Origin of the sequence: Maribacter confluentis, from assembly GCF_030505015.1 — a bacterium.
GTDB lineage: Bacteria > Bacteroidota > Bacteroidia > Flavobacteriales > Flavobacteriaceae > Maribacter > Maribacter sedimenticola.
In genome coordinates, this window is record NZ_JAUKUC010000001.1 from 2,171,214 (window position 1) to 2,193,143 (window position 21,930).

The window sequence follows — 21,930 nt, forward strand, 5'->3', positions numbered from 1 at the left end:
ATCAATGTTCCACGTGGAACAATTTCCCCTACCGGCCTAAGAAAACCAAAAGTACGCTGATGTCACTTGGAGTAACTCCACTAATTCTTGATGCTTGCGAAATTGTTACCGGTTTAATTTTCGATAATTTTTCGCGCGCTTCAAAGGATAATGATTTTAATTTGGTGTAGTCAAAATTATCTGGAATTTTAACTGCTTCCAGTCTATGCAATTTATCAGCATTGACTTTTTCCTTTGCTATATATCCAGAATATTTTATTTGTATTTCTGCTTGTTCCAGTACCTCGTTATCTAAATTATGAGTGGTAATGTAGTCAGATACTATGGGTAATGTTTTCATATGGTCCATAGTAACATTTGGTCTGGAAAAAGGTTTGTACATTTTATCGGATTGTTTCACAGGTGCTGAATCTACTTCTTTTAAAATGGGATTAATATCCTTTGGCAGTACGCTGGTTTCCTTAAAGAAATTTACTAAGGCTTCGGATTTGGTAAGTTTTTCTTCCATTCGTTTCATCCTATCTTCATCAGCTAATCCAATTGCATAACTTAATGGGGTAAGACGTAAGTCTGCATTGTCCTGTCTTAATAATGTTCTATATTCTGCTCTAGATGTAAACATTCTATATGGCTCTTCAGTCCCTTTTGTAATTAGGTCATCGATCAAAACTCCAATGTAGGCCTCATCTCTTTTTAATATTAATGGGGATTGTTCATTATTTTTTAGATGTGCATTTATACCGGCCATTAATCCTTGGGATGCAGCTTCCTCATATCCTGTTGTTCCGTTTATCTGTCCTGCGAAATAAAGATTTTCTACCAATTTAGTTTCTAACGTATGTCTTAGTTGAGTTGGTGGAAAATAATCATATTCAATAGCATAACCAGGTCTAAAAAATTTCACATTTTCAAAACCTACCACAGAACGCAATGCTTTAAATTGTACGTCTTCCGGGAGTGAAGTTGAAAATCCATTTACATAAACTTCTACCGTTTTCCATCCTTCGGGTTCAACAAACATTTGATGGCTATCCTTATCTGCAAATCGGTTTATTTTATCTTCTATGGAAGGACAATATCTAGGTCCTAAACTTTTTATTCTACCATTGAACATTGGGGAGCGGTCAAATCCTTCCCGTAACAAATCATGTACCAAAGCACTTGTATGTGTCATGTGGCAATCTCTTTGGTGTTGTAGTACTTGTGTATTTGTGTACGAAAATTTTTCTGGTTGCGCATCACCTGGTTGAACAGACATTTTTGAATAATCTAACGACCTGCCATCTACTCGTGGTGGTGTACCAGTTTTCATCCTACCACTTTCAAATCCTAATTCTACCAATTGCTCTGTTATACCTGTAGCGGCTTTTTCTCCAGCCCTACCTCCACCAAATTGCTTTTCACCAATATGTATTAATCCGTTTAAAAAGGTACCGTTCGTTAAAATAACAGATTTAGATTTTATTTCAATACCTAAAGAGGTTTTGACTCCGGCTATCTTACCGTTTTCAACTAATAGTCCGGATACCATTTCTTGATAAAAATCAACATTTGGTGTCCCTTCTAGCATTAGTCTCCACTCTTCTGCAAATAACATTCTATCATTTTGGGTTCTTGGACTCCACATTGCCGGACCCTTGGATTTGTTGAGCATTTTAAATTGTATGGCAGATTTATCGGAAACAATTCCGCTATATCCACCTAATGCGTCAATTTCCCTAACAATTTGACCTTTTGCAATACCACCCATAGCGGGATTACAGGACATTTGTCCAATATTTTGCAAATTCATGGTGACCAAAAGAGTTTTTGACCCCATGTTGGCGGCTGCGGCCGCAGCTTCTGCGCCGGCATGACCACCTCCTACTACGATTACATCATATTTTTCTCCAAACATATCTTTATTGTTCCACGTGGAACAGCTTTATTTTTTCATCTTCTTTAAAACGCATCTCTGTTATTGCCGAATGTGTTTTATCTGAATAACCCATTAAGTGTAAAACACCATGTACCATTACACGCTTTAATTCATTATCAAAAGTAACATTAAACTCGTTCGCATTATCCTTTATACGATCTATGGAAATATATAGGTCGCCAAATAAGGTTTTTCCTTCCACATAATCAAACGTAATTATATCCGTAAGGTAATCGTGCTGAAGGTAGTCTTGATTAATTTTTAAAAGATAATCATCATCACAAAAAATATAGTTCAGCTCTCCTATTGAAAATCCTTCGCTAATACAAACGTTAGACAACCAATTAGAAAATAATTCTTCTGTGTTTAAATGAAAATCAGTTAGATAATTGAAGTTTATCATGGGCTTTGAAGTACTCTTTTACCTTTGTTCTAAAATTTTGGCGCAAAGGTAAGCTTTGCCTATTTAAAATTTCTACTTCATTGCGATAATTATCTAATAATGAGGGTTTAGTAGTAATAGGATTCGTGAAGTTTTTTAGGTTTGTATTACTTTCCCGTTCAGATTTTTTTCCTTGTTTTAACGCAGCATTTTCTAACTTAAGTAACTCATATTGAATGTTATTTGCTTTGTTGATAGTGCGTTGTGTAATTCCGTTTTCTAATAAATCATTCTCAAAATCTTCCATTTGGCGTACTAATTTTTCTCCTAATTTCTGGTCACCACCGTTAATCATGTTTTTAAGTTGATCTTCTAAAGCTTGCCTTATTTTTTGCTGACTTTGATAGATTTCAAAAAGTTCTTTCATCTCTTCCTCGCTCATTTGATCTTGACCGTTTCCAGAAGTGGAATTTCCATTACCATTTTGACCATTTTGTCCCCCCTGGCCATTTTGTCCCCCTTGTCCATCTTTGCCTTTTCCTTGTTTACCATTTTTTCCGGATCCTTCTTCACCTTTATCACCCTGTTCCCCTCCTTGTCCATCTTTACCTTTTTCTCCGGATTTTCCTTTGTTCCCTTCACCGCTCTTTCCATTTTTACCCTCTCCTTCAGCTCCTTTTTGACCATTCATTTTCTGACCAATATTTTCTTGACCTTCTATAATATCCGGTAGTTGAAATTCATTTTCACTATTTCCGGTCCCTTTTCCCATTTGCATGTTTTGCTGCATATTGTCCATTACTTCTGCAAGAAAATCTGCTAGACTGTTTGCGGCTGTAAGAACATATTTTTGATGTGAAATACCTTGGTAAACCTGACCATCTGCCAATGTTTGTAGAGATTTGTCAATATTATAATATACTTCTGTAATCTGTTCATTTACAAATTCAGATAATTCTGCCTGTCTTAAGGAAAGCGCAAAAAGACTATCGTCTACATGTTCAAATAGTCCTTTTAATTCATTTTGGTCCTTTACGGTTTTAGAGTATTGATTGGCATCATAATCTTTTTGGGCACTTAACCGATCATAAAGGTTTTCTTGCTTAAAAGAAAAAATAATTAAATTATCCAATATCTGACGTAACATTTCCGCATCTTCAGATAAGGAAGAACCACCCCCACCACCTGCAGATGAAGACGACAAATCTTCACTCATTTCTTTCATTTTATCTGATGCGGATTTTTGTTTTTCCGCTGCTGGATTTTTCTCAGATTGGTTTATATCTTGTTCTTTTTGTAGTTCTTTTAAAGCATCATCTAGGTCTTTTTGAACACCATCTTTTTTGCTTTTTTCAATTTTTAAATCAATTGGTTTTTTTAATGCCTCATTGTCCTTTTCCAAATCATCTAACTCTGCTTCGATGACATCAAATTTTTTGTTCAATTTATCTTGTGATTCAGCCTTGTTTTTGTCATTTCCTTCCGTGGATAGTTTTTCCTGTTCTTTGGCCAATTCCTCAAGGTCTTTAGCTAATTGCGCTGCTTTTTCGGTTACATAATACCTCTTTGTCAGTTCTAATAATTGTTCCAGACTGCGCTCACTGTTTTGTTGATTTTTAGCTAGTTCCTCCAACTTCTTTTTTAACTCCTCCTTGTTGATTTTATCAGCTATCTTATTTAGTTCCTCCAATAATTTTTCGTTCTTTTTTGCTTCTAGTTCTTGCCGTTCCAAACGTTCTTGTAACAATTGGTTTAATTTGTCATCTTGGTTACTTTTTTTAAGATTTTCCTTTAACTCTTTGCTGAACTTTTGCATTTGTTGTTCTTGTCTTTCTTGCTTTTTCAGAAAATCCTTTATTTCGTTTTGATCACTAAAATTGAGACTGTTTTTTTCTTTTTGATTTTGGTTGAGTTCTTCCAAAGATTCTTTTTGCTCTTTTGCGCGTTGTAAGGTTTTATCCAAGTCCTTGATCAGTGTTTGTTGTGATTCCAAATCCTTATTTCTTAATTCATCATCATCTAATAAAGTTTGTTGAAAAACCTGTGTTTTAGCAGATTTACCTGCATGTATGGCATCATTGTCCGTAACTTGAAAATAGTAACTATAATCTTTACCCGCATCAAGGTTTAAACCGGAGGGAAACGTATAATAAAATTGCTCAAAATTGTTTTTGGGTCTACTCAATTCCAGTGTTTGTGATTCTTTTTCATTTGCAGTTTCGTAGTAGACCAAAGTAATATTGTCCAATCCATAATCATCTGATGCATTTCCTGTAAAATAGGACACGTTCAGGTTTAAGGAGTCAAGGATTTGGGTTACCTCTATTGTAGGATAACCATCTTTTATAACGGTTAGTGCATAGGACAACTCTTCATAATCACTTACATTTTTATTACTGGTAGTTAATTGATATTTTAGATTGTTATAAATTCTTTTATTGATATTAAATAGTTCTTCATTATTTTGTAAGACTAATGATGTATCACTAGTAATCAAATTAATCTTCTCGGTATTTTTTGCGTTAATTTTCCACGAAACCTCGGTGCCTTCTGGAATTACAGCGTTTCCCGTTCCTTTTATTGTTTCATTTTTTTTACCTAAGTATGTAGGGTAGTTCAACTGCAAGCTAAAATCCAATATATACGGTGTGTCCAAAGAAGTTAAATTGTAGGTAGCCGATGTAACATTGTTCGCCGTAAAATGAAACGATGTGTTTTTTAAGGGAGGTTTAAAGGTATGCGTGTAAAATCCGTTTTCATATGGTAACAAAACCTCTTTCCCTTCAATATTTATAAATACATTTTCTGGTTTAATAGATCCTTTGGTCGTCACATGAACAGTTAATGAGCGGTCCTCCAATACATTTAGATTTTTGTTCATTAGTTCAAAATGAAATGGAGCAGGCTTTTCAAATGCTAACTGATAATTCACTACCCTATCATAAGTACCAAAAAATGAATTCCAATTTCCGGATATGTAGACTACTGCTAAAATACAAAGCGGTATAATGGCATATTTACTATAACCAAAAGCTTCTTTATAGTCTATAGCATTTGAAAAGGGAACCGGGTTCAATTGTTTGGAGCGTTGGGCAATGCTGGCTAATAATAATTCTGATTGTTGTTTGTCATCGGCAAGTTCTATCAAATTGGTTAGTTTATCGCCAACTTCAGGAAAGTGCTTTCCAATAAGAACCGCAGCATCTTTTGGTCCTATTCCTTTTTTAATTCGAAAAAGGTAAAATATGGGGGTTAAGATATATTTGAACAGTAAAAATGATTCTACAAACAAAAAAATACCGAACAGAATAAACCTTCCTGTGGTATTGAGCCAAAAGAAATATTCTATACTTATAATGAGTATAAAAAACAGTAATCCAAAGGCAATGAACAGCAACGAACCTTTGAGTAGAATTTTTGAATAATGTTTTTTTATAAACTGGTTTAGCTTATCTAATATGTATTTATAATCTTGCAATGGTTCTTTTTTATACCAAGATAACGGTTATACCCTATGTTTGTTGGGAATAAATTGTTAAAACCCATGAGACAAACAGTTTTGAATATTTATTTTAGGTTTTGTCCAAAATTGGGAATATGATTTTGTTTAGCAAATAAAATACATGGGGTTATGTATCTTTGCACCCTTAATATCAAATTATGTCTTCTAAAATTCGCGTTCGTTTTGCTCCCAGCCCTACTGGCCCCTTACACATAGGTGGTGTTCGTACGGCCTTGTTCAATTACCTTTTTGCCAAAAAACATGGAGGCACATTTATTTTGCGAATAGAGGATACGGACCAGAATAGATATGTAGAAGGTGCGGAACAATATATTATCGATGCCCTTAATTGGTGTGGTATTCCTTTTGATGAAGGAATAGGAAAAGACGGAGGTTTTGGACCTTATAGACAAAGTGAACGTAAATCACTTTATAAGGAATACGCACAAAAACTGATAGATAACGGTAAGGCATACTATGCTTTTGATACGGCCGAAAAATTGGATTTCCACAGAAAGGACCATGAACAAAAAGGAAAAACTTTTATCTATAATTGGCATAACCGTTTAAAACTGGACAACTCCCTTTCATTAATGCCAGAGGAGGTTCAGCAGCGTTTGAATAATGGAGAGGATTATGTTATTCGATTTTTAACGCCACCCGATGAAAAATTACATTTAAAGGACATTATTCGTGGTGATATTGAAATTGATACGAATATTCTTGATGATAAAGTTTTGTTTAAAAGTGATGGAATGCCAACCTATCATCTGGCCAACATTGTGGACGACCATTTAATGGAAATAAGCCATGTTATACGTGGTGAAGAATGGTTGCCATCCTTGGCCTTGCACCAACAACTATATGATGCATTTGGGTGGCAAGCTCCTAATTTTGCGCACCTACCTTTAATTATGAAACCGGTTGGCAAAGGCAAATTGAGTAAAAGGGATGGTGAAAAAATGGGTTTCCCTGTCTTTCCATTATCATGGCAAGAGTCAGAAGGGTATAAGGAAGCCGGGTATTTTCCAGAAGCCGTAATTAATTTCTTGGCTTTATTAGGTTGGAATCCAGGAACGGAACAAGAGATTTTTACTTTATCGGAACTGGTGGAAACATTTAGTTTAGAACGCGTTAACAAAAGTGGTGCTCGTTTTGACCCAGAAAAAACCAAATGGTATAATCAACATTATTTACAAAAGAGTAATAATGAGGATTTGGCTAAACTGTATTTTCCTACAGTGGATAAATATGCGGATGACGCCAACAGAAAAGAATTGGGCTATATCACCAAAGTAATTTCCTTAATCAAGGAAAGGGCCGTATTTGTATCGGATTTTTGGGAGCTGAGCGATTACTTCTTTATTGCACCATCTACCTACAATGAAAAGGCCGTAAAGAAACAATGGAAAGAAGATACCGCCGACATCATGAATCAATTGATTCCGGTTCTCGAACCCATTTCCAATTTTAATTCGGAAAATACGGAACAGTTGGTGAAGGATTGGATCACGGAAACCGAGCTTTCTTTTGGTAAGGTTATGCCCCCCTTACGCCTTTTTTTAGTGGGCGACATGAAGGGCCCCCATATTTTTGACATTATGGAACTACTAGGAAAACAAGAAAGTATTTCTAGAATTCAAAAAGCGTTAAGTAAATTGGGTTAATCCGTTCTTAAGAACCATCTGGTATAGTGGTTATAAATGTTCGGTAATTTTTTCCAAAACATCCATCGCCAAACGTGTTTTGTTTTCCGGAACAAAAAGATGATCATGATAGAAGGCCGCAACAACGTTACAGCTAATATTATTTTTGGTCAAAGCCCCAGCTATCGCGGCGGTTAAGCCTATAGCCTCTAATGAGGAATGTACGTTTAAAGTTATCCAAGAAGATACAAAGGCATATTCCAATTCGAGTTCTTCTGCTTTTTCTTTAGAAATGATATGGGTTACCCCTTCAAACTCCTTAAATTCAAATATAATATGGGATCGGTCTACATCAAGAGGTGCTTTAGTAGTGATGAAAACATAGGTTCCAGGATTTAATTTTGGATGTAAACCTTTTAATAAGGAATTTAAATCTTTTTCTCCGGCCATACGAACGCTTTTAAGAGGGTGTTTAAAGAATTTGCCCGCCCTAACGCTTAAGGAAAATAAAATCGCCCAAAACGATATGTACGGGTCAAATAAGCCTTAAAAAGGCTATAGATAAATCATATGGGTTTGCACATCATTTCCCTTTTTAAGAATAAGTAGCATGGCCTTATATGATAAAATTATTTTTTAAACTTCCGGGTACTCAAAGTCTTTCGGCAATCTATAAAAATTAATAATAAGAATGATAACTTAATTATCCGTCTTATTTATCCATCGGTTCGCTGCCCAAGATTGCTGTTCTTGTGCAGTTAAAAAGGTCCAAGCCACTATTCTACTTTGTTTGTTTCCTTGTCCCATTGGTATTGTACGGTGTTCAACAGCCCCAATTTCCTCTAAACGGTTATAAAATGTTCTAAGATTGGATTGCTTTGACACCAATGTAGTGAACCAAGCACATTGTTTTGCAAAGTATTTGCTTTCATTGATCATATTAAGAATAAACTTCCTTTCTCCGCCGTCCGTCCACAGCTCACCACCTTGACCTCCAAAATTTAGTTCGGGTTTTTTTATTCGCTTCTTTTTAAGATTGCTTAATTTTCGTAATGTGCCAGCTTCTGCCTCTTTTTGGTTTGCATGAAAAGGGGGATTACAGATGGAAAAATCAATTTTCTCATCTGCATCCACTACCTCTTTAAAAATTTGCCCGGGATGAGTTTGGATCCTAAGTTCTACCTTATCTTGTAAAGTTGGATTTTTCGTGACGATAAGCACCGCCGAATCTATCTTCTTTTGGTCAATATCCGTTCCAACAAACGACCATCCGTAAACGGCATTTCCAATTATTGGATATATACAATTGGCCCCAACTCCTATGTCCAGGCCTTTTATGTGTTTACCTACAGGAATGACCCCTTTGCTTATGGAAGCCAATAAATCGGCTAAATGATGTATATAATCGGCCCTACCGGGAATGGGCGGACAAAGAAAACCATTTGGTATATCCCAATATTCTATTCCATAATGAACTTTGACTAATGCCGTGTTCAGTGCTTTTACTGCCGTAGAATTAAAAAAATCTATAGACTGCTTTCCGTATTTATTTTTTATTATAAATTCCTTGAGGTTTGGGGACGAATCACAAAGTGCCTTTAGGTCATACCTACCCTTGTGTTTATTTCGCGGGTGTAATACAGGTGGTTTCTCCTCGTTCTTTTTAGTGGATTTTTGCATAGGTATAAGGCTGCGTAATTACATACAAAGCCAATGTTTTAAGATAATTAATTGTTTCGGCGCATTCGTTTGGGGCCGTACCATAACCAAAATCCTGTGATTGTAAAAATCAATAAAGCAACACCCATAATAGATGTATACAGTACTTTCAAGGGGTTGTTACTAGTTCCTAGATATTGGTCCAGTATAGATCCATCATGGATTCTTTCAATAAAATCAGAATAACGTTTTTCCGTATGTAAGAGTTTACCTGTAGTGCCATCTAGTTGAAGGCCCCAAATATGATCGGTATACGTGAATTTGACCATTCCCTTGTCTTTTCTAATATCTATTCTATCAATTTCCGTAGATAAATTATGCGATACATTGTCCATTAAATAGGTGTTTGCTAAAACCTGAAGACTATCAAGTGGCAACCAATCTGCTAAATCTGTTGATGTTCCTTGGTAAGATTTTGAAAGTATTAGCCCACCGCTATGTTTTTTCCAACCCAATAAAAGACCGGTAACCGATATAAAAAAGAAAAAAATAAAAAGTGCCGCCCCTGTAGCCCTATGGATCTTTCTAAACCTACGTAACCATTTGGCCTGCTTTTGCCTCTTTTTTACTGCCATTCAATTTTTCAACTTAAATTGGTGTCTACGCCTTGTAGCGCAAGATAGCTAGTTTTGTAAAAGGACACTATATAAGGTATTGTTAAAAGATGGATGCCAGATAAAATGAATCATATTGGAATTAAAGTAAGGATTGTATTGAGATAAAAAATATTGCATAGTTTTTATCTATTGAAATACTAAACTTCATAAATAAAATATTGATAAATTTACTTTCGATAGATATGGACAACTTTAAAAATCAATTATATCATGAGTAGTACTAATGGAAAAGGCGAAGCCTGGGACACGAATGAATCATCTGCTGCCGATTGCCCGTTTTTGAACGGCCAATTGAACCAAGCTGCAGGTGGCGGCACCAGCAATAGAGACTGGTGGCCAAATATGCTGAATTTAAACATCCTAAGACTGCATTCTAAAAAGGCAGATCCAATGGATGATGACTTTAATTATGCTGAAGAGTTTAAGACATTAGATCTTGCAGAGGTTAAAAAGGACATTGCAGATTTAATGACCAAGAGTCAAGATTGGTGGCCTGCGGATTATGGCCATTATGGACCATTCTTTATCCGTATGGCCTGGCATAGTGCTGGTACTTACCGTATTGCAGATGGTAGGGGCGGCGCTAGTTCTGGAAATCAACGATTTGCACCATTGAACAGTTGGCCGGACAATGCTAATTTAGATAAGGCAAGACTTTTGTTATGGCCTATTAAACAGAAATATGGTAGAAAATTATCTTGGGCGGATCTTATGATATTGACCGGAAATGTGGCTCATGAAAGTATGGGATTACCAATGTTCGGTTTTGCGGGAGGACGTGAGGATATCTGGCAGCCGGAAGAAGATATTTACTGGGGCTCTGAAACGGAATGGTTAGGAAATAAATCTCGATACGACGAGGGCGGAAACGAATTGGAAAATCCGCTTGGTGCTGCACATATGGGTTTAATTTATGTTAATCCAGAAGGGCACAATGCAAACCCTGATCCTTTGGAGGCAGCGCACTATATAAGACAAACGTTCAAAAGAATGGCAATGAACGATTATGAGACCGTTGCCTTGATTGCAGGAGGGCACTCTTTTGGTAAAACACATGGTGCTGCCAGTCCGGACGACTATATTGAGGTTGAACCAGCAGCTGCAGATATAACCGCCCAAGGCTTAGGATGGAAAAACAACTATAATTCTGGTGTAGGTGCAGATACAATTACAAGTGGATTAGAAGGTGCATGGACACAAACACCCACTAAATGGAGCCATAAGTATTTTGAAAACTTATTTGGATTTGAATGGGAACTTACTAAAAGTCCTGCAGGGGCTTGGCAGTTTAAGCCTGTTGGTGATGCCGGCGCAGGAACGGTGCCAGATGCCCATATTGAAGGGAAAACACACCAGCCGTTTATGTTGGTCACAGATATGTCCCTAAGAATGGATCCGGAATATGAAAAAATATCCAGACACTTTTTGGAAAATCCAAAAGAATTTGAAGATGCGTATGCTCGTGCTTGGTTTAAGTTGACCCACCGTGATATGGGACCTAAGGAAAGGTATTTAGGACCTGAAGTGCCACAAGAGGAACTATTATGGCAAGACCCAGTGCCATCTGTTGATTTTGAATTGATAAATGATAGCGATATCGCAGAATTGAAAAAAAGTATTTTATCTTCTGGACTTTCAACTTCAGAATTGGTAGCTACTGCTTGGGCATCCGCTTCTACTTACAGGGATTCTGATAAACGTGGAGGGGCCAATGGAGGTAGAATCCGTTTGGCACCGCAAAAGGATTGGAAAGTTAATAATCCCGCGCAATTGACAAAAGTTGTTCAGACCTTGGAGAGAATACAAAAAGAATTCAACGATAAGCAGTCTGGCAATAAAAAAGTATCATTTGCCGATTTAGTTGTTTTGGCAGGAACCGCAGCAGTTGAAAATGCCGCCCGTTTGGCAGGTTTTGAAACAGAAGTGGCTTTCGCTCCGGGCCGTACCGATGCGACACAGGAAATGACCGACGTAGAAGCTTTTGAAGCGCTAGAGCCAATTGCCGACGGATTCAGAAACTTTACGAAACAAAAATATTCTGTTAATGCCGAAGAACTTTTGGTGGATAGAGCCAACTTACTAACATTGACCGCTCCAGAGATGACCGTTCTTGTTGGTGGACTGCGTGTGTTGGGAACTAATTATGACGGTTCTAACCATGGTGTGTTTACTAATAATCCAGGTGTATTGACCAATGATTTCTTTGTTAATTTATTGGATATGGGCACTACATGGAAAGCCACTACAGAGGATGACACGATATTTGAAGGAAGTGACCGCAAGACCGGTAACGTAAAATGGACCGCCACAAGGGCAGATCTTATTTTCGGTTCAAATTCTGAATTACGTGCTCTGGCAGAGGTTTATGGAACAGAAGATGCAAAACAAAAATTTGTACGAGATTTCACAAGAACTTGGACCAAGATTATGAACTTGGATCGTTTTGATATTTAATACAATAAACTTAACCCCGTAGGAAAAGGCAGCTGTTACAGCTGCCTTTTCTGTTTATACTAAGCGGTATTAAATATTTCTTTGACCAAATGTCAACAAATTATTATCTGGATCTAAAAGGGAAAACTCCTTTTGTCCCCAAGGTCTTATCCCTAGTTTTCCATTGGGATGTATTGATACTCGCCGCTCTAATAGCAAACGGTATATTTCGTCTATTGCATTGGTTCTGATATAGATTTGGCCATAATTATCTTTAGGATTTAAATCTTTAAATAGAAAAAAATGTAATTCGGCCGCATCTTTCTTAAGCATGAGATAATCAGGATATTCTTGGGTGCCTATTTCTTCAAAACCAAGAGATTTTATATAGTATGATTTGGTCATTGTCTTATTTCGCATGGGCAACTTTGGATGAACCGTTATTAACATAAGTACAGGTATTGTGAGTGATAGAAGATACTTTAAATATAGTTTAATGTGGTTAAGCTTGATGTTTTAATATAACCGGTAAATTAAGATGTCAAGTATATAACTTAAAGAAATACTGGGATGTAACAAATACGGACATTTAGCTACTTATATTAAGAAGGGTTTCTGTATCTTCCAGTATTAACTATAAAATTAATAATTATGGGCTCATTTATTTGGATTCCGATAGCGTTTCTTGTCATTTTCACCGTGCTATCCGGTGTATTTATTGTAAAACAGCAGACAGCGGTATTAATTGAGACATTTGGTAGGTTTACCAGTGTCCGTCATTCCGGAATCCAGTTTAAGATTCCATTCGTACAAAGGATAGCGGCAAGAATAGGTCTAAAAATTCAGCAGCTTGATGTGATTATAGAAACAAAAACCTTGGACGATGTTTTTGTGAAACTTAAGGTTTCCGTGCAGTATGTGGTTATCAGGGAAAAGGTATACGATGCATTTTATAAGCTTGAATATCCACATGAACAAATTACTTCCTATGTATTTGATGTAGTTAGGGCCGAGGTTCCTAAAATGAAGTTGGATGATGTTTTTGTACGCAAAGATGATATCGCCATAGCGGTAAAATCAGAATTACAGGATGCCATGCTAGATTATGGTTATGACATTATAAAAACCTTGGTGACGGATATTGACCCAGATGCGCAGGTTAAAGAAGCAATGAACCGCATAAACGCTTCTGAACGTCAAAAAACAGCAGCGCAATTTGAAGGGGATGCCGCACGTATCTTAATTGTAGAAAAAGCAAAGGCAGAAGCGGAAAGCAAGCGGTTACAAGGGCAAGGTATAGCCGATCAAAGAAGGGAAATAGCAAGGGGACTTGAAGAATCCGTAGAAGTATTGAACAAAGTGGGCATAAACTCACAGGAAGCCTCCGCTCTGATCGTGGTAACACAACATTATGACACGCTACAGAGTATTGGGGAAGAAACAAATACGAACCTGATTTTATTGCCCAATTCCCCACAAGCGGGAAGTGATATGCTGAACAATATGGTGGCAAGTTTTACCGCAAGTAATATGATAGGGGAAAGCATGAAAAAAACGAACAAGCCAAAGCCTAAGGAATAAGGATTAGTATTATACCCGTACAATAGAAAGACTCAAAGAGTTTATTAATCGTACAAGTACGTATATAGAAAGAGGCCATTAAACATTATGCTTAATGGCCTCTTGCATTTCATTCTATTATAGTGCAAACGTTTTAATATCTACCTATTTTTTATCCTGTATTTTAGCCCATGAATCCCTAAGCCCTACTGTTCTATTAAAAACCAATAGGTTGTCGTTACTATCTGGGTCAACACAGAAATAACCTAAACGTTGAAACTGAAAACGGTCGCCTATAGCAGCATTTTTTAGAGCTGGTTCTACATAACCTGTAATAATGCTCAAGGAATCTGGATTAATAAATTCCAAAAAATCCTTATCCTTGTGGGTATCCGGACTTTCATCGGTAAATAAACGGTCATATAACCTTACTTCGGTCTTAATTGCATGTGCTATTGACACCCAGTGCAAAGTACCCTTTACCCTTCTCAAACTTTCTTCGGTACCACTTCCACTTTTACTTTTAGGGTCGTAAGTACATTGTACCTCTACAATATTCCCGTCGGTATCTTTAGTACAGCTCTCCGCCTTAATAATATATCCGTTTTTTAGTCGAACTTCTCCTCCCAACTTTAAACGGAAGAATTTTTTATTAGCCTCTTCTTTAAAATCGTCCTGCTCAATATATAATTCCCTAGAAAATGGTACTTGCCTTGATCCGGCATGCTCGTCTTCTGGTGAGTTTTCGGCCTCTAACCATTCCGTTTGTCCTTCAGGATAATTGGTAATTACCAATTTTAATGGATTTAAAACCCCCATTACCCTATGGGTGGTCTTATTTAAATGTTCCCTTATTGTAAATTCCAACAAGGAAACGTCAATAAGATTGTCTCTTTTGGCGATTCCGATAGTGTCCACAAAGTTGCGAATGGATTCAGGAGTATAACCTCTTCTGCGCAATCCAGAAATCGTCGGCATTCTTGGATCGTCCCATCCGTTTACAAAACCTTGCTCTACCAATTGTAACAATTTTCGTTTGCTAACAACCGTATGACTGAGGTTTCTACGCGCAAATTCACGCTGTTTTGGACGTATCTTACCGGGTTCATATACCTGGTCTAAAAACCAATTGTATAATTCACGGTGCATTGCAAACTCTAGCGTACAAAAAGAATGGGACACTTGCTCAATATAATCGCTTTCGCCATGTGTCCAATCATACATTGGGTAAATACACCAATCGGTATTTGTCCTATGGTGCGCCTTATGTAAGACCCGGTACATGATAGGGTCCCTCATTAACATATTTGATGAGGACATATCTATTTTAGCTCTAAGTACATGAGTGCCCTCACTAAATTCACCACGTTTCATTTGATCAAAAAGGGCTAAATTTTCTTCAATGGACCGATTCCTATTTGGACTATTGGTGCCAGGTTCTGTTGGTGTACCTTTTTGGGCGGCCATTTCTTCAGATGATTGATCATCTACATAAGCTTTTCCTTCCTTGATTAAAATAATGGCCCAATCATATAATTGTTGAAAATAATCAGAAGCATACCGTTCGGTATCCCATGTGAAGCCCAGCCATTCCACATCTTTTTTAATGGCATCAACAAACTCTTGTTCTTCTTTTGCCGGATTGGTATCGTCAAACCTCAGATTTACAGGTGCATTATACCGTAAACCTAAACCAAAATTTAAGCAAATGGAACTTGCATGACCAATGTGCAAATATCCATTTGGTTCTGGGGGAAATCTAAAACGTAGATCCTCTCTTCCATAGCCATTTGCGAGGTCTTCCTCTACTATTTGTTCAATAAAATTCAAAGACTTTGATGTCTCGTTCATGTCGTTTAATTTCAGTCTACAAAAGTAGCAAAATTGACTTAACTTAAAGGTTTAAATATAACTGACCTTATTTTAAATGACTTTCACAACAGAAATGTTCCTTCCGACAACATAAAATTCCATTTCGTCGGTAATATTGACATATTTGACTATGAATTGTTGGTGAAGTAAATAATTTATTAACCGACTTTTCAACCGTAGTGGCCCCCAAAACTACAAATACTTATGAAAAACTTGACCAGAAATTACATGTTTAGCGCATTGCTAATGCTGTTTGGAGCTCTTCAACTATCAGCACAGGCAATAGTGATCAATGCACCGGAACCTGCGGATAACCCAAATTTATCCGGTAATTCCTCATGGACATCCGTTTGTGCGGGAAATGGAGGATTTAATGATTATTATGTGAATATCACATGGGCCGGTACCGCAAATGCCGCCAACCAATTTATATTGGAGCTTTCAGATGCTTCAGGTAATTTTGGGTCTGCAACCGAATTGCTTGTCATAACCGACAAAAATTCAGTTAAAAACTTTGACGTCAATTTTGCAATCCCTACCGATACTAGAGGACAAGGATACAAATTACGGGTAAGAAGTACTGATCCGGTTAAGGTTGGTTCAGAATCAGAAGCGTTCAATATGTACTATATGGATGTAACCAGTAGTCTTAACATTAGTGAGATAGGCGATGGTATTCCTCCTGGAAGTGTTTGCAGTACGGGACCCATAACATTACAAGTTGATAATATTCCCAATCCTGAAACCTATCAGTATATTTGGTATCGTAGTGGTACCGAAATTAGTGGTGAAAAAGGACATACCTTATTCGTTACGCAATCCGGTATGTACAATGTCTATGTTGATTATGGCCCTTCTTGTACAGGTTCTGGTAATACAGATTCTAACATTGTTGACGTTAGTATTGGGGCATCTGGTAACGGAATTGCTATAAATACACCAACAAAAACTTCATTATGTAGTACAGATATAGAAACCCTAAGTATTAATACTACCGACCCCTCTTGGAATTATCAATGGTATAAAAATGGTACGGCCATTACCGGTGCAATTGCATCTACCTATTCCGTAAACGCGGCAAATAATGGGTTTGAGGGAGATTATGTCGTTGAAATTTCCGGAACTGGTATTTGTAACGAACAATCGGCACCTATTACCATTTCCAATGCAGATGCATTCACCGTGACCATACAAAACGATACGGATCTGGTACTATTACCTTCACAAACACATACTTTAACGGTTGCTACAACGGCAAATACTCCAAACTTTAAATGGTTTAAGGACGGCGTTGAACTTAATGGCCAAACTTCCGATAACTTAACGATAACACAAGCAGGGTCGTATTATGCTGAAGTTACCCAAACAGGTGGTTCTTGTGCGGTCACTAGCAAGAATTCTGAGATGGTAAACGTGGTAAGTCCAGAATCATTTAGCATAACAATTACTTATAACGATTCCTATAATGCATGTGAATCTACTTCCGTTAATTTGGGTGTGGAGCGTATCAACGCAATTGCGGAGGATGGCTCTACTACAGATGTAACCTCAGTATTAATAGATGCATTTACTTACCAATGGGAAAAAGATAATGTAAATATTAACGGAGCAAATGGACAGACAGTTAATATTGGCTCTAATAGTGAGAACGGAGTCTATGGACTTTCGGCAAGTATTGAAACGTTCAATGCTACATCCAATTCCTTGACAGTACAACTATTGACCAACGAAACCTTGTCCATAGCTAGTTCGGGAACAGTATTTTGTGCTATGGGTGAAGCCATTACGTTATCTACGGACACTGATTTGAGTGAAGGGAATTTCAACTGGCAATTAAACGGCGCTAGCATAAATACGAGCGACACTTCATTGAGCGTGACTGAAACTGGCATATATCAACTGGTGTTAGATCGCGATGGATGTTCCTTGGTCTCCAATGAAATAACAATCTCACCAATGGACGAGAACTTGATTACCATTGATGAAGGTTCTGATATTGTGCTAACGGAAGGATCAACAAAAACAATAACCGCTAGCGGAGGTACAAGTTATAGGTGGTTGAACACCAACAATGAAGAATTAAGTGCATCCAATAGCTTGTCACTTACGGAGCCGGGCAGTTATACCTTAATTGCTAGCATAGATAATTGCGACGTTGTAAAACAAGTGGAGGTGTCCTTATTAGATACATTTAAGGTTCCTAACGTAATTACCGTAAATGGAGATGGTATCAACGATCAATGGATAATTCCTAATTCCTACTCTAACAAACCGGATATCAATGTTATCATATATAACGAACAAGGCCAAGAAGTAATTAATGAATTTGGCTATAAAAATAATTGGCCGCAGTCAGCCACTGCGTTCACCAAACAAAATATGGTGTTTTATTATAAGATAAGAAATGCCAGTGATGTCCTTAAACAAGGAACAATCACAGTAATACGTTAAGCCCACCATGCTAAAGAAAAGTGTTTTATACCTATTGTTATTTTTGTTCGCCGCTGTAAAAATGGTTGCTCAGGAAGATAGTCCATTTGTGGCCTACGATGTACCTGCACAGAACTTATTGAAGTATAACAGGTTTTTGATCAACCCAACGTTTTCTACGGTTAGGGAAGATAAATCCTATATTAACCTGTTGCACAGAAATCAATCCGTTCAGTTTGATGACAATAACCAAAACTACTTTTTAAGCTACAGTGGTCGTATTAGTGATCGAACTGGTTTAGGATTGAGCCTATATTCCCAAAGAATGGGAACCTTAAGTAACTTTGGTGTCTTGGCAAACTATGCCTATGGTATTAAACTTAACGATAAAAGCAACTTTACTTTTGGAGCCAATGTTTCTTACTATAATAGCGGTTTTGACCAAGGTAGGGCTTCCACGGTAGAAGAAGATCCATTCTTGGCCGGTTTACAAGATCAAAATCTTATTTCTTTTCAACCTGGTTTCAACTTGTCCTATGGTAAATTTGATATAGGAATGTTTGCTGAAAATCTGTTTGACTATAATATCAAGACCAGTGAGTCCTTAACAGCGTTTAAAGACAAAACCTTTTCGGGCCATTTACAATATACCCATCAGTTTCAAAATCAATCAGGTATTTTGGAAGAAGGTAGGTTGTTGCCTTTGGCACGTGTTAGAAAGATAGGGGAAGAAGATGTTACATTAGGCGGTAGTTTAATATTGGATTTACCAAAATTAGGGTGGATTCAAGGTGGCTATGATAGTTTTTATGGCGCAGCGGCAGGTATAGGTTTTAATTTAAACCGAAGGGTATCTTTAGGATATACCATGGAAAAAGGGCTGTCCAATAATTTTGATAATTTTGGATTGACCCATGAGATTTCCTTTGCCTATTCCTTTACCCCCAACCTTACCGAGGACAGGGTTATGTTAGAGGACGATTTTGAAGATGAACTGGTAAATAATGACCTGGAGCCCGAGAATCTTGCCACCAATGAAGAGGTAGCTATACTAAAACAAAAATTGGCAGAAAATGATGCCATTATAGAGGAATTGATGTTTCGTCAAGATTCAATTGAAAATGCAAGACAAAGCGACCTAGAGCGTCGTTTTGAAATGGTCATGCGTATGGTAAGAAACGAAACCAATGGCAATAGACCGGACTTGGAGAAAAAGGCAAAGGACCTATTTATGAATAAAACGGACAATACCAATATAGCCTCTGTTGATAAACCTATTTCTCCTCAAGAGGATAGAGTTGCTTTTGCGGAAAGTCCTAAGGATAATGTTCAGAAACCGGCTTCTAAGCAAGAAAAAGAGGCTACTACCACCGGTATGGAATCTGCGCTTTCTCAAAATGAAGCATCACCAAAAGTACTTAAACCTGTAAAGGAAATTAGTTCCCAGACCAACGAGGTAAACAAGTTGCAACATACACAACCTAAAGATGCCGTAGCGATCAACAATCGTACTACGACAACCGGCACTCGCCAAGAAACCGTTCAGGACAAGGTAAAGAGCAGAAGGTTCAAGGACCTGCCCAATGTTAAGGATGGCTATTATGTAGTTGCCAATGTATATAAAGGGGGCAAGTATATGGATAAGTTTTTGGGTTCTTTAAACGAACAAGGTATAGATGCGGATGTTATCGATAATCCCAACAACGGCCTTAAATATGTTTACCTACAACGATTTGAAACTTTTGAGGAGGCCATGGCGGCCCATGATTCCAATTTAAACGGAAGGTATGACGGTAAGATGTGGATAATGAACGTAGATAATAGATATACAAACGATGCTTATGTTAGTAACGTTAAAAAGATTCAGCAAAAATCCTCAAAGTATGATGATACTATTCTTTCAAAGAATGTAGTTGTGAAAGATAACGTTGCGGCAAATGATATCAAATCCAAATCTTATGTTATTGAAGGTGCAGGGTCTGGCTATTATCTAATTGCAAATGTCTTTGCAAACCCTAACAATGCAAAACGTTTTGTACAACTCTTAAATTCCTTTGGTCTTAGTGCCAGCTATTTCATCAATCCTGAGAATAATTATAGATATGTCTATTTAAAAAAGCATGATTCATGGACCAATGCTTTAATCTCATACTATTCTAAACTCAATGATGCGTATAATGAAAGGATGTGGATTATGCGTGTAAACGAGGAACAAATGGCATAATCCTGACAAAGATCTAAACCGAACGTTCAACACCTTCCAAAGCATAATGTTCATTATCACTAAACAATTAACTCTTTTCCAATTATAAACAGCACTCTTTTTCAAAGCTGTTCACAACCTTTAGGACCTTATACTAAAATTCAGTTACAGGGAACTAAGATTGCGAATGCTCAGTATAGTATCACGGTCCATTTCCTACCGCATTTTAGTATTATAAATTAACCCTATACATCATTATTTATTGATAGTTAAAGGTTGTGATCAGAAGGATATTTATATTCTTAAACCTTTTAGATTTGCACTACTCCGTTTTATAAATAATTATGCTGGTTAATTTACATCCCAAACGATACTACCTTATCACCACTATATAGCCGCGTGTCATTTAACCTTTAATTGCGCATTTTGGTAATATAACTTTAGTGCAAAGACTTATAATCCTCAATAGCTTTTTAAAGGCAATGTAACGGTGTATTTATTACTCTAATATGCTTGTTGATTTAATGGTCTAAAAGGCGGGGTATCAACTTTTTTATCTTAGGAGAAAGATAGTGTTGGGACATAGTATATTGCGCTCTTTAAAAGGGCTCTTTTAAACCCACCAAATAATTCTTACGGGCAACCACACGTTACACAACTAAAAATTAAAATTGTTTAAGATTATAACCTGTCTACTCCTATAATGTTTTGAAACAGGTTCTTAAAGTCTGTTTGGAGATTTGCCAATGCGCTTATTCAATAAAATGACAGCAATAATAATAATAACTCCAACACCAATAATTGTACTATTTAAGTGGCCCATAGAGCTCCATTTGGTGATTCATTATTTTTAACTGGGAGATAAGAAATGTTCAAATACTGCAAATTTAAATAGATGTTAATGCAAAGGACATTTGGTATTAAATCGTTTAACGAACTTTTTGCACATGGTCTTTGATTTAATTGCCAAATTTGAAGCAAGTTTCAATATTTTGAAAAGAGTTTTCAAGGTTATAATAACAATTGAACCAATTATGGATTATCCCGTTCATTAATTAATTCCATTTTTATTGAAAGCTATCGATTAAAGCATAATGAGCTGCATACTTTTCCAAAGGAAAACGCCTACCTGTATAATATGATAGTTCTTTTAATCAATCAAAAAAACACAATGTAGTGTAGGGGAGTTACTTGCAGAACTTTAACAGGAAATTTCTAAAGTTAAAATCATGTTCATCACCTACAATTCTAAAACTTTCGCAAGCTTTTACAATTTTTCCAGTTGCCAAATAAGAAATCCCTAAATTTCTTGACATGTCCCTAAGCATTATATGGGTAAATTGGTTTTCCGAAATCGCTATATCCAAGGCTTGTTCATAAAAATCAATTGCCGAAATGAAATCAAGGGTTTTATAATAATCATCTGCTTTTTTTACATGATGATAAAAGTCCCAGTTTTCTTTTTTTATAAAGTATTTGCCTTGTTCAAAAAAATTAAACTTTTGTACAATTAAAATATCTTTTCCTGTACTGTTTTTCCAATATTTCTCTGAACCTTGAACGACTTTCCTAAAGAATTTGTCGAAGCTTTTGTTTATTCCCTGCTCTACCATAATATCCAGAATTTCATTATTTCTGGTTAAAACGT

14 protein-coding genes are annotated in these 21,930 nt (G+C 36.8%); 5 read left to right on the top strand and 9 right to left on the bottom strand.

The genetic code is table 11. The features are described 5' to 3' along the window. Window positions 1-28 precede the first annotated feature (28 nt). The 3 genes from mnmG to Q2T41_RS09590 are packed head-to-tail and all read right to left on the bottom strand — an operon-like array spanning window position 29 to window position 5,778. Window positions 29-1,897, bottom strand: a complete 1,869-nt coding sequence (gene mnmG, locus Q2T41_RS09580) for a tRNA uridine-5-carboxymethylaminomethyl(34) synthesis enzyme MnmG (protein ID WP_304435893.1) — start codon at window positions 1,895-1,897, stop codon at window positions 29-31. 4 nt (window positions 1,898-1,901) lie between these two features. Then, complete coding sequence (gene ybeY, locus Q2T41_RS09585) at window positions 1,902-2,321, bottom strand: rRNA maturation RNase YbeY (RefSeq protein WP_304435894.1); 420 nt, start codon at window positions 2,319-2,321, stop codon at window positions 1,902-1,904. Continuing rightward, window positions 2,296-5,778, bottom strand: coding sequence for a DUF4175 family protein (locus Q2T41_RS09590; protein ID WP_304435895.1), 3,483 nt, complete (start codon window positions 5,776-5,778; stop codon window positions 2,296-2,298). Before Q2T41_RS09590 ends, ybeY begins: the two co-directional genes overlap by 26 nt. 182 nt (window positions 5,779-5,960) lie before the next feature. On the opposite strand from Q2T41_RS09590, the gene gltX reads away from it, so the two are divergent. Further along, window positions 5,961-7,469 (top strand): glutamate--tRNA ligase, encoded by a 1,509-nt coding sequence (gene gltX, locus Q2T41_RS09595; RefSeq protein WP_304435896.1) that lies wholly within the window; start codon window positions 5,961-5,963, stop codon window positions 7,467-7,469. A gap of 30 nt (window positions 7,470-7,499) precedes the next feature. Here gltX and Q2T41_RS09600 read toward each other — a convergent pair whose 3' ends face one another. From Q2T41_RS09600 to Q2T41_RS09610, 3 genes are all read right to left on the bottom strand, one after another. Beyond that, window positions 7,500-7,898 carry an ACT domain-containing protein gene (locus tag Q2T41_RS09600; RefSeq protein WP_304435897.1) on the bottom strand — a complete coding sequence of 133 codons (399 nt, stop codon included), beginning with the start codon at window positions 7,896-7,898 and terminating at the stop codon, window positions 7,500-7,502. Window positions 7,899-8,147: 249 nt separating this feature from the next. Continuing rightward, entirely contained in the window at window positions 8,148-9,128 is a 981-nt protein-coding gene (gene rlmF / locus Q2T41_RS09605; RefSeq protein WP_304435898.1) for a 23S rRNA (adenine(1618)-N(6))-methyltransferase RlmF, read from the bottom strand. Window positions 9,129-9,175: 47 nt separating this feature from the next. Continuing rightward, the gene (locus tag Q2T41_RS09610; RefSeq protein ID WP_304435899.1) at window positions 9,176-9,742 is read right to left on the bottom strand and encodes a PepSY domain-containing protein; all 567 of its coding nucleotides are present in this window, start codon (window positions 9,740-9,742) and stop codon (window positions 9,176-9,178) included. A gap of 252 nt (window positions 9,743-9,994) precedes the next feature. On the opposite strand from Q2T41_RS09610, the gene katG reads away from it, so the two are divergent. Further along, on the top strand, window positions 9,995-12,238 hold the full coding sequence (katG, locus tag Q2T41_RS09615) for a catalase/peroxidase HPI (protein WP_304435900.1): 2,244 nt from the start codon (window positions 9,995-9,997) through the stop codon (window positions 12,236-12,238). A 69-nt stretch (window positions 12,239-12,307) separates the two neighbouring features. Here the strand turns inward: katG and Q2T41_RS09620 are convergent, their stop codons facing one another. Continuing rightward, window positions 12,308-12,667 (bottom strand): bleomycin resistance protein, encoded by a 360-nt coding sequence (locus Q2T41_RS09620; RefSeq protein ID WP_304435901.1) that lies wholly within the window; start codon window positions 12,665-12,667, stop codon window positions 12,308-12,310. A 201-nt stretch (window positions 12,668-12,868) separates the two neighbouring features. On the opposite strand from Q2T41_RS09620, the gene Q2T41_RS09625 reads away from it, so the two are divergent. Continuing rightward, window positions 12,869-13,798: an SPFH domain-containing protein gene (locus tag Q2T41_RS09625; protein WP_089261226.1), complete on the top strand. Its 930-nt coding sequence runs from the start codon at window positions 12,869-12,871 to the stop codon at window positions 13,796-13,798. Window positions 13,799-13,942: 144 nt separating this feature from the next. Here Q2T41_RS09625 and Q2T41_RS09630 read toward each other — a convergent pair whose 3' ends face one another. After that, window positions 13,943-15,628 carry a glutamine--tRNA ligase/YqeY domain fusion protein gene (locus Q2T41_RS09630; RefSeq protein ID WP_304435902.1) on the bottom strand — a complete coding sequence of 562 codons (1,686 nt, stop codon included), beginning with the start codon at window positions 15,626-15,628 and terminating at the stop codon, window positions 13,943-13,945. A gap of 225 nt (window positions 15,629-15,853) precedes the next feature. Between Q2T41_RS09630 and Q2T41_RS09635 the strand changes: the two genes are divergently transcribed. Both Q2T41_RS09635 and Q2T41_RS09640 read left to right on the top strand, forming a co-directional pair. Further along, window positions 15,854-18,100 (top strand): T9SS type B sorting domain-containing protein, encoded by a 2,247-nt coding sequence (locus Q2T41_RS09635; protein WP_304435903.1) that lies wholly within the window; start codon window positions 15,854-15,856, stop codon window positions 18,098-18,100. A 7-nt stretch (window positions 18,101-18,107) separates the two neighbouring features. After that, a complete protein-coding gene (locus Q2T41_RS09640; protein WP_304435904.1) occupies window positions 18,108-20,303 on the top strand; it encodes a PorP/SprF family type IX secretion system membrane protein in 2,196 nt (731 codons plus the stop codon). Window positions 20,304-21,469: 1,166 nt separating this feature from the next. Here Q2T41_RS09640 and Q2T41_RS09645 read toward each other — a convergent pair. Then, window positions 21,470-21,895 carry a tetratricopeptide repeat protein gene (locus Q2T41_RS09645; RefSeq protein ID WP_304435905.1) on the bottom strand — a complete coding sequence of 142 codons (426 nt, stop codon included), beginning with the start codon at window positions 21,893-21,895 and terminating at the stop codon, window positions 21,470-21,472. Between the last annotated feature and the right edge of the window lie 35 nt (window positions 21,896-21,930).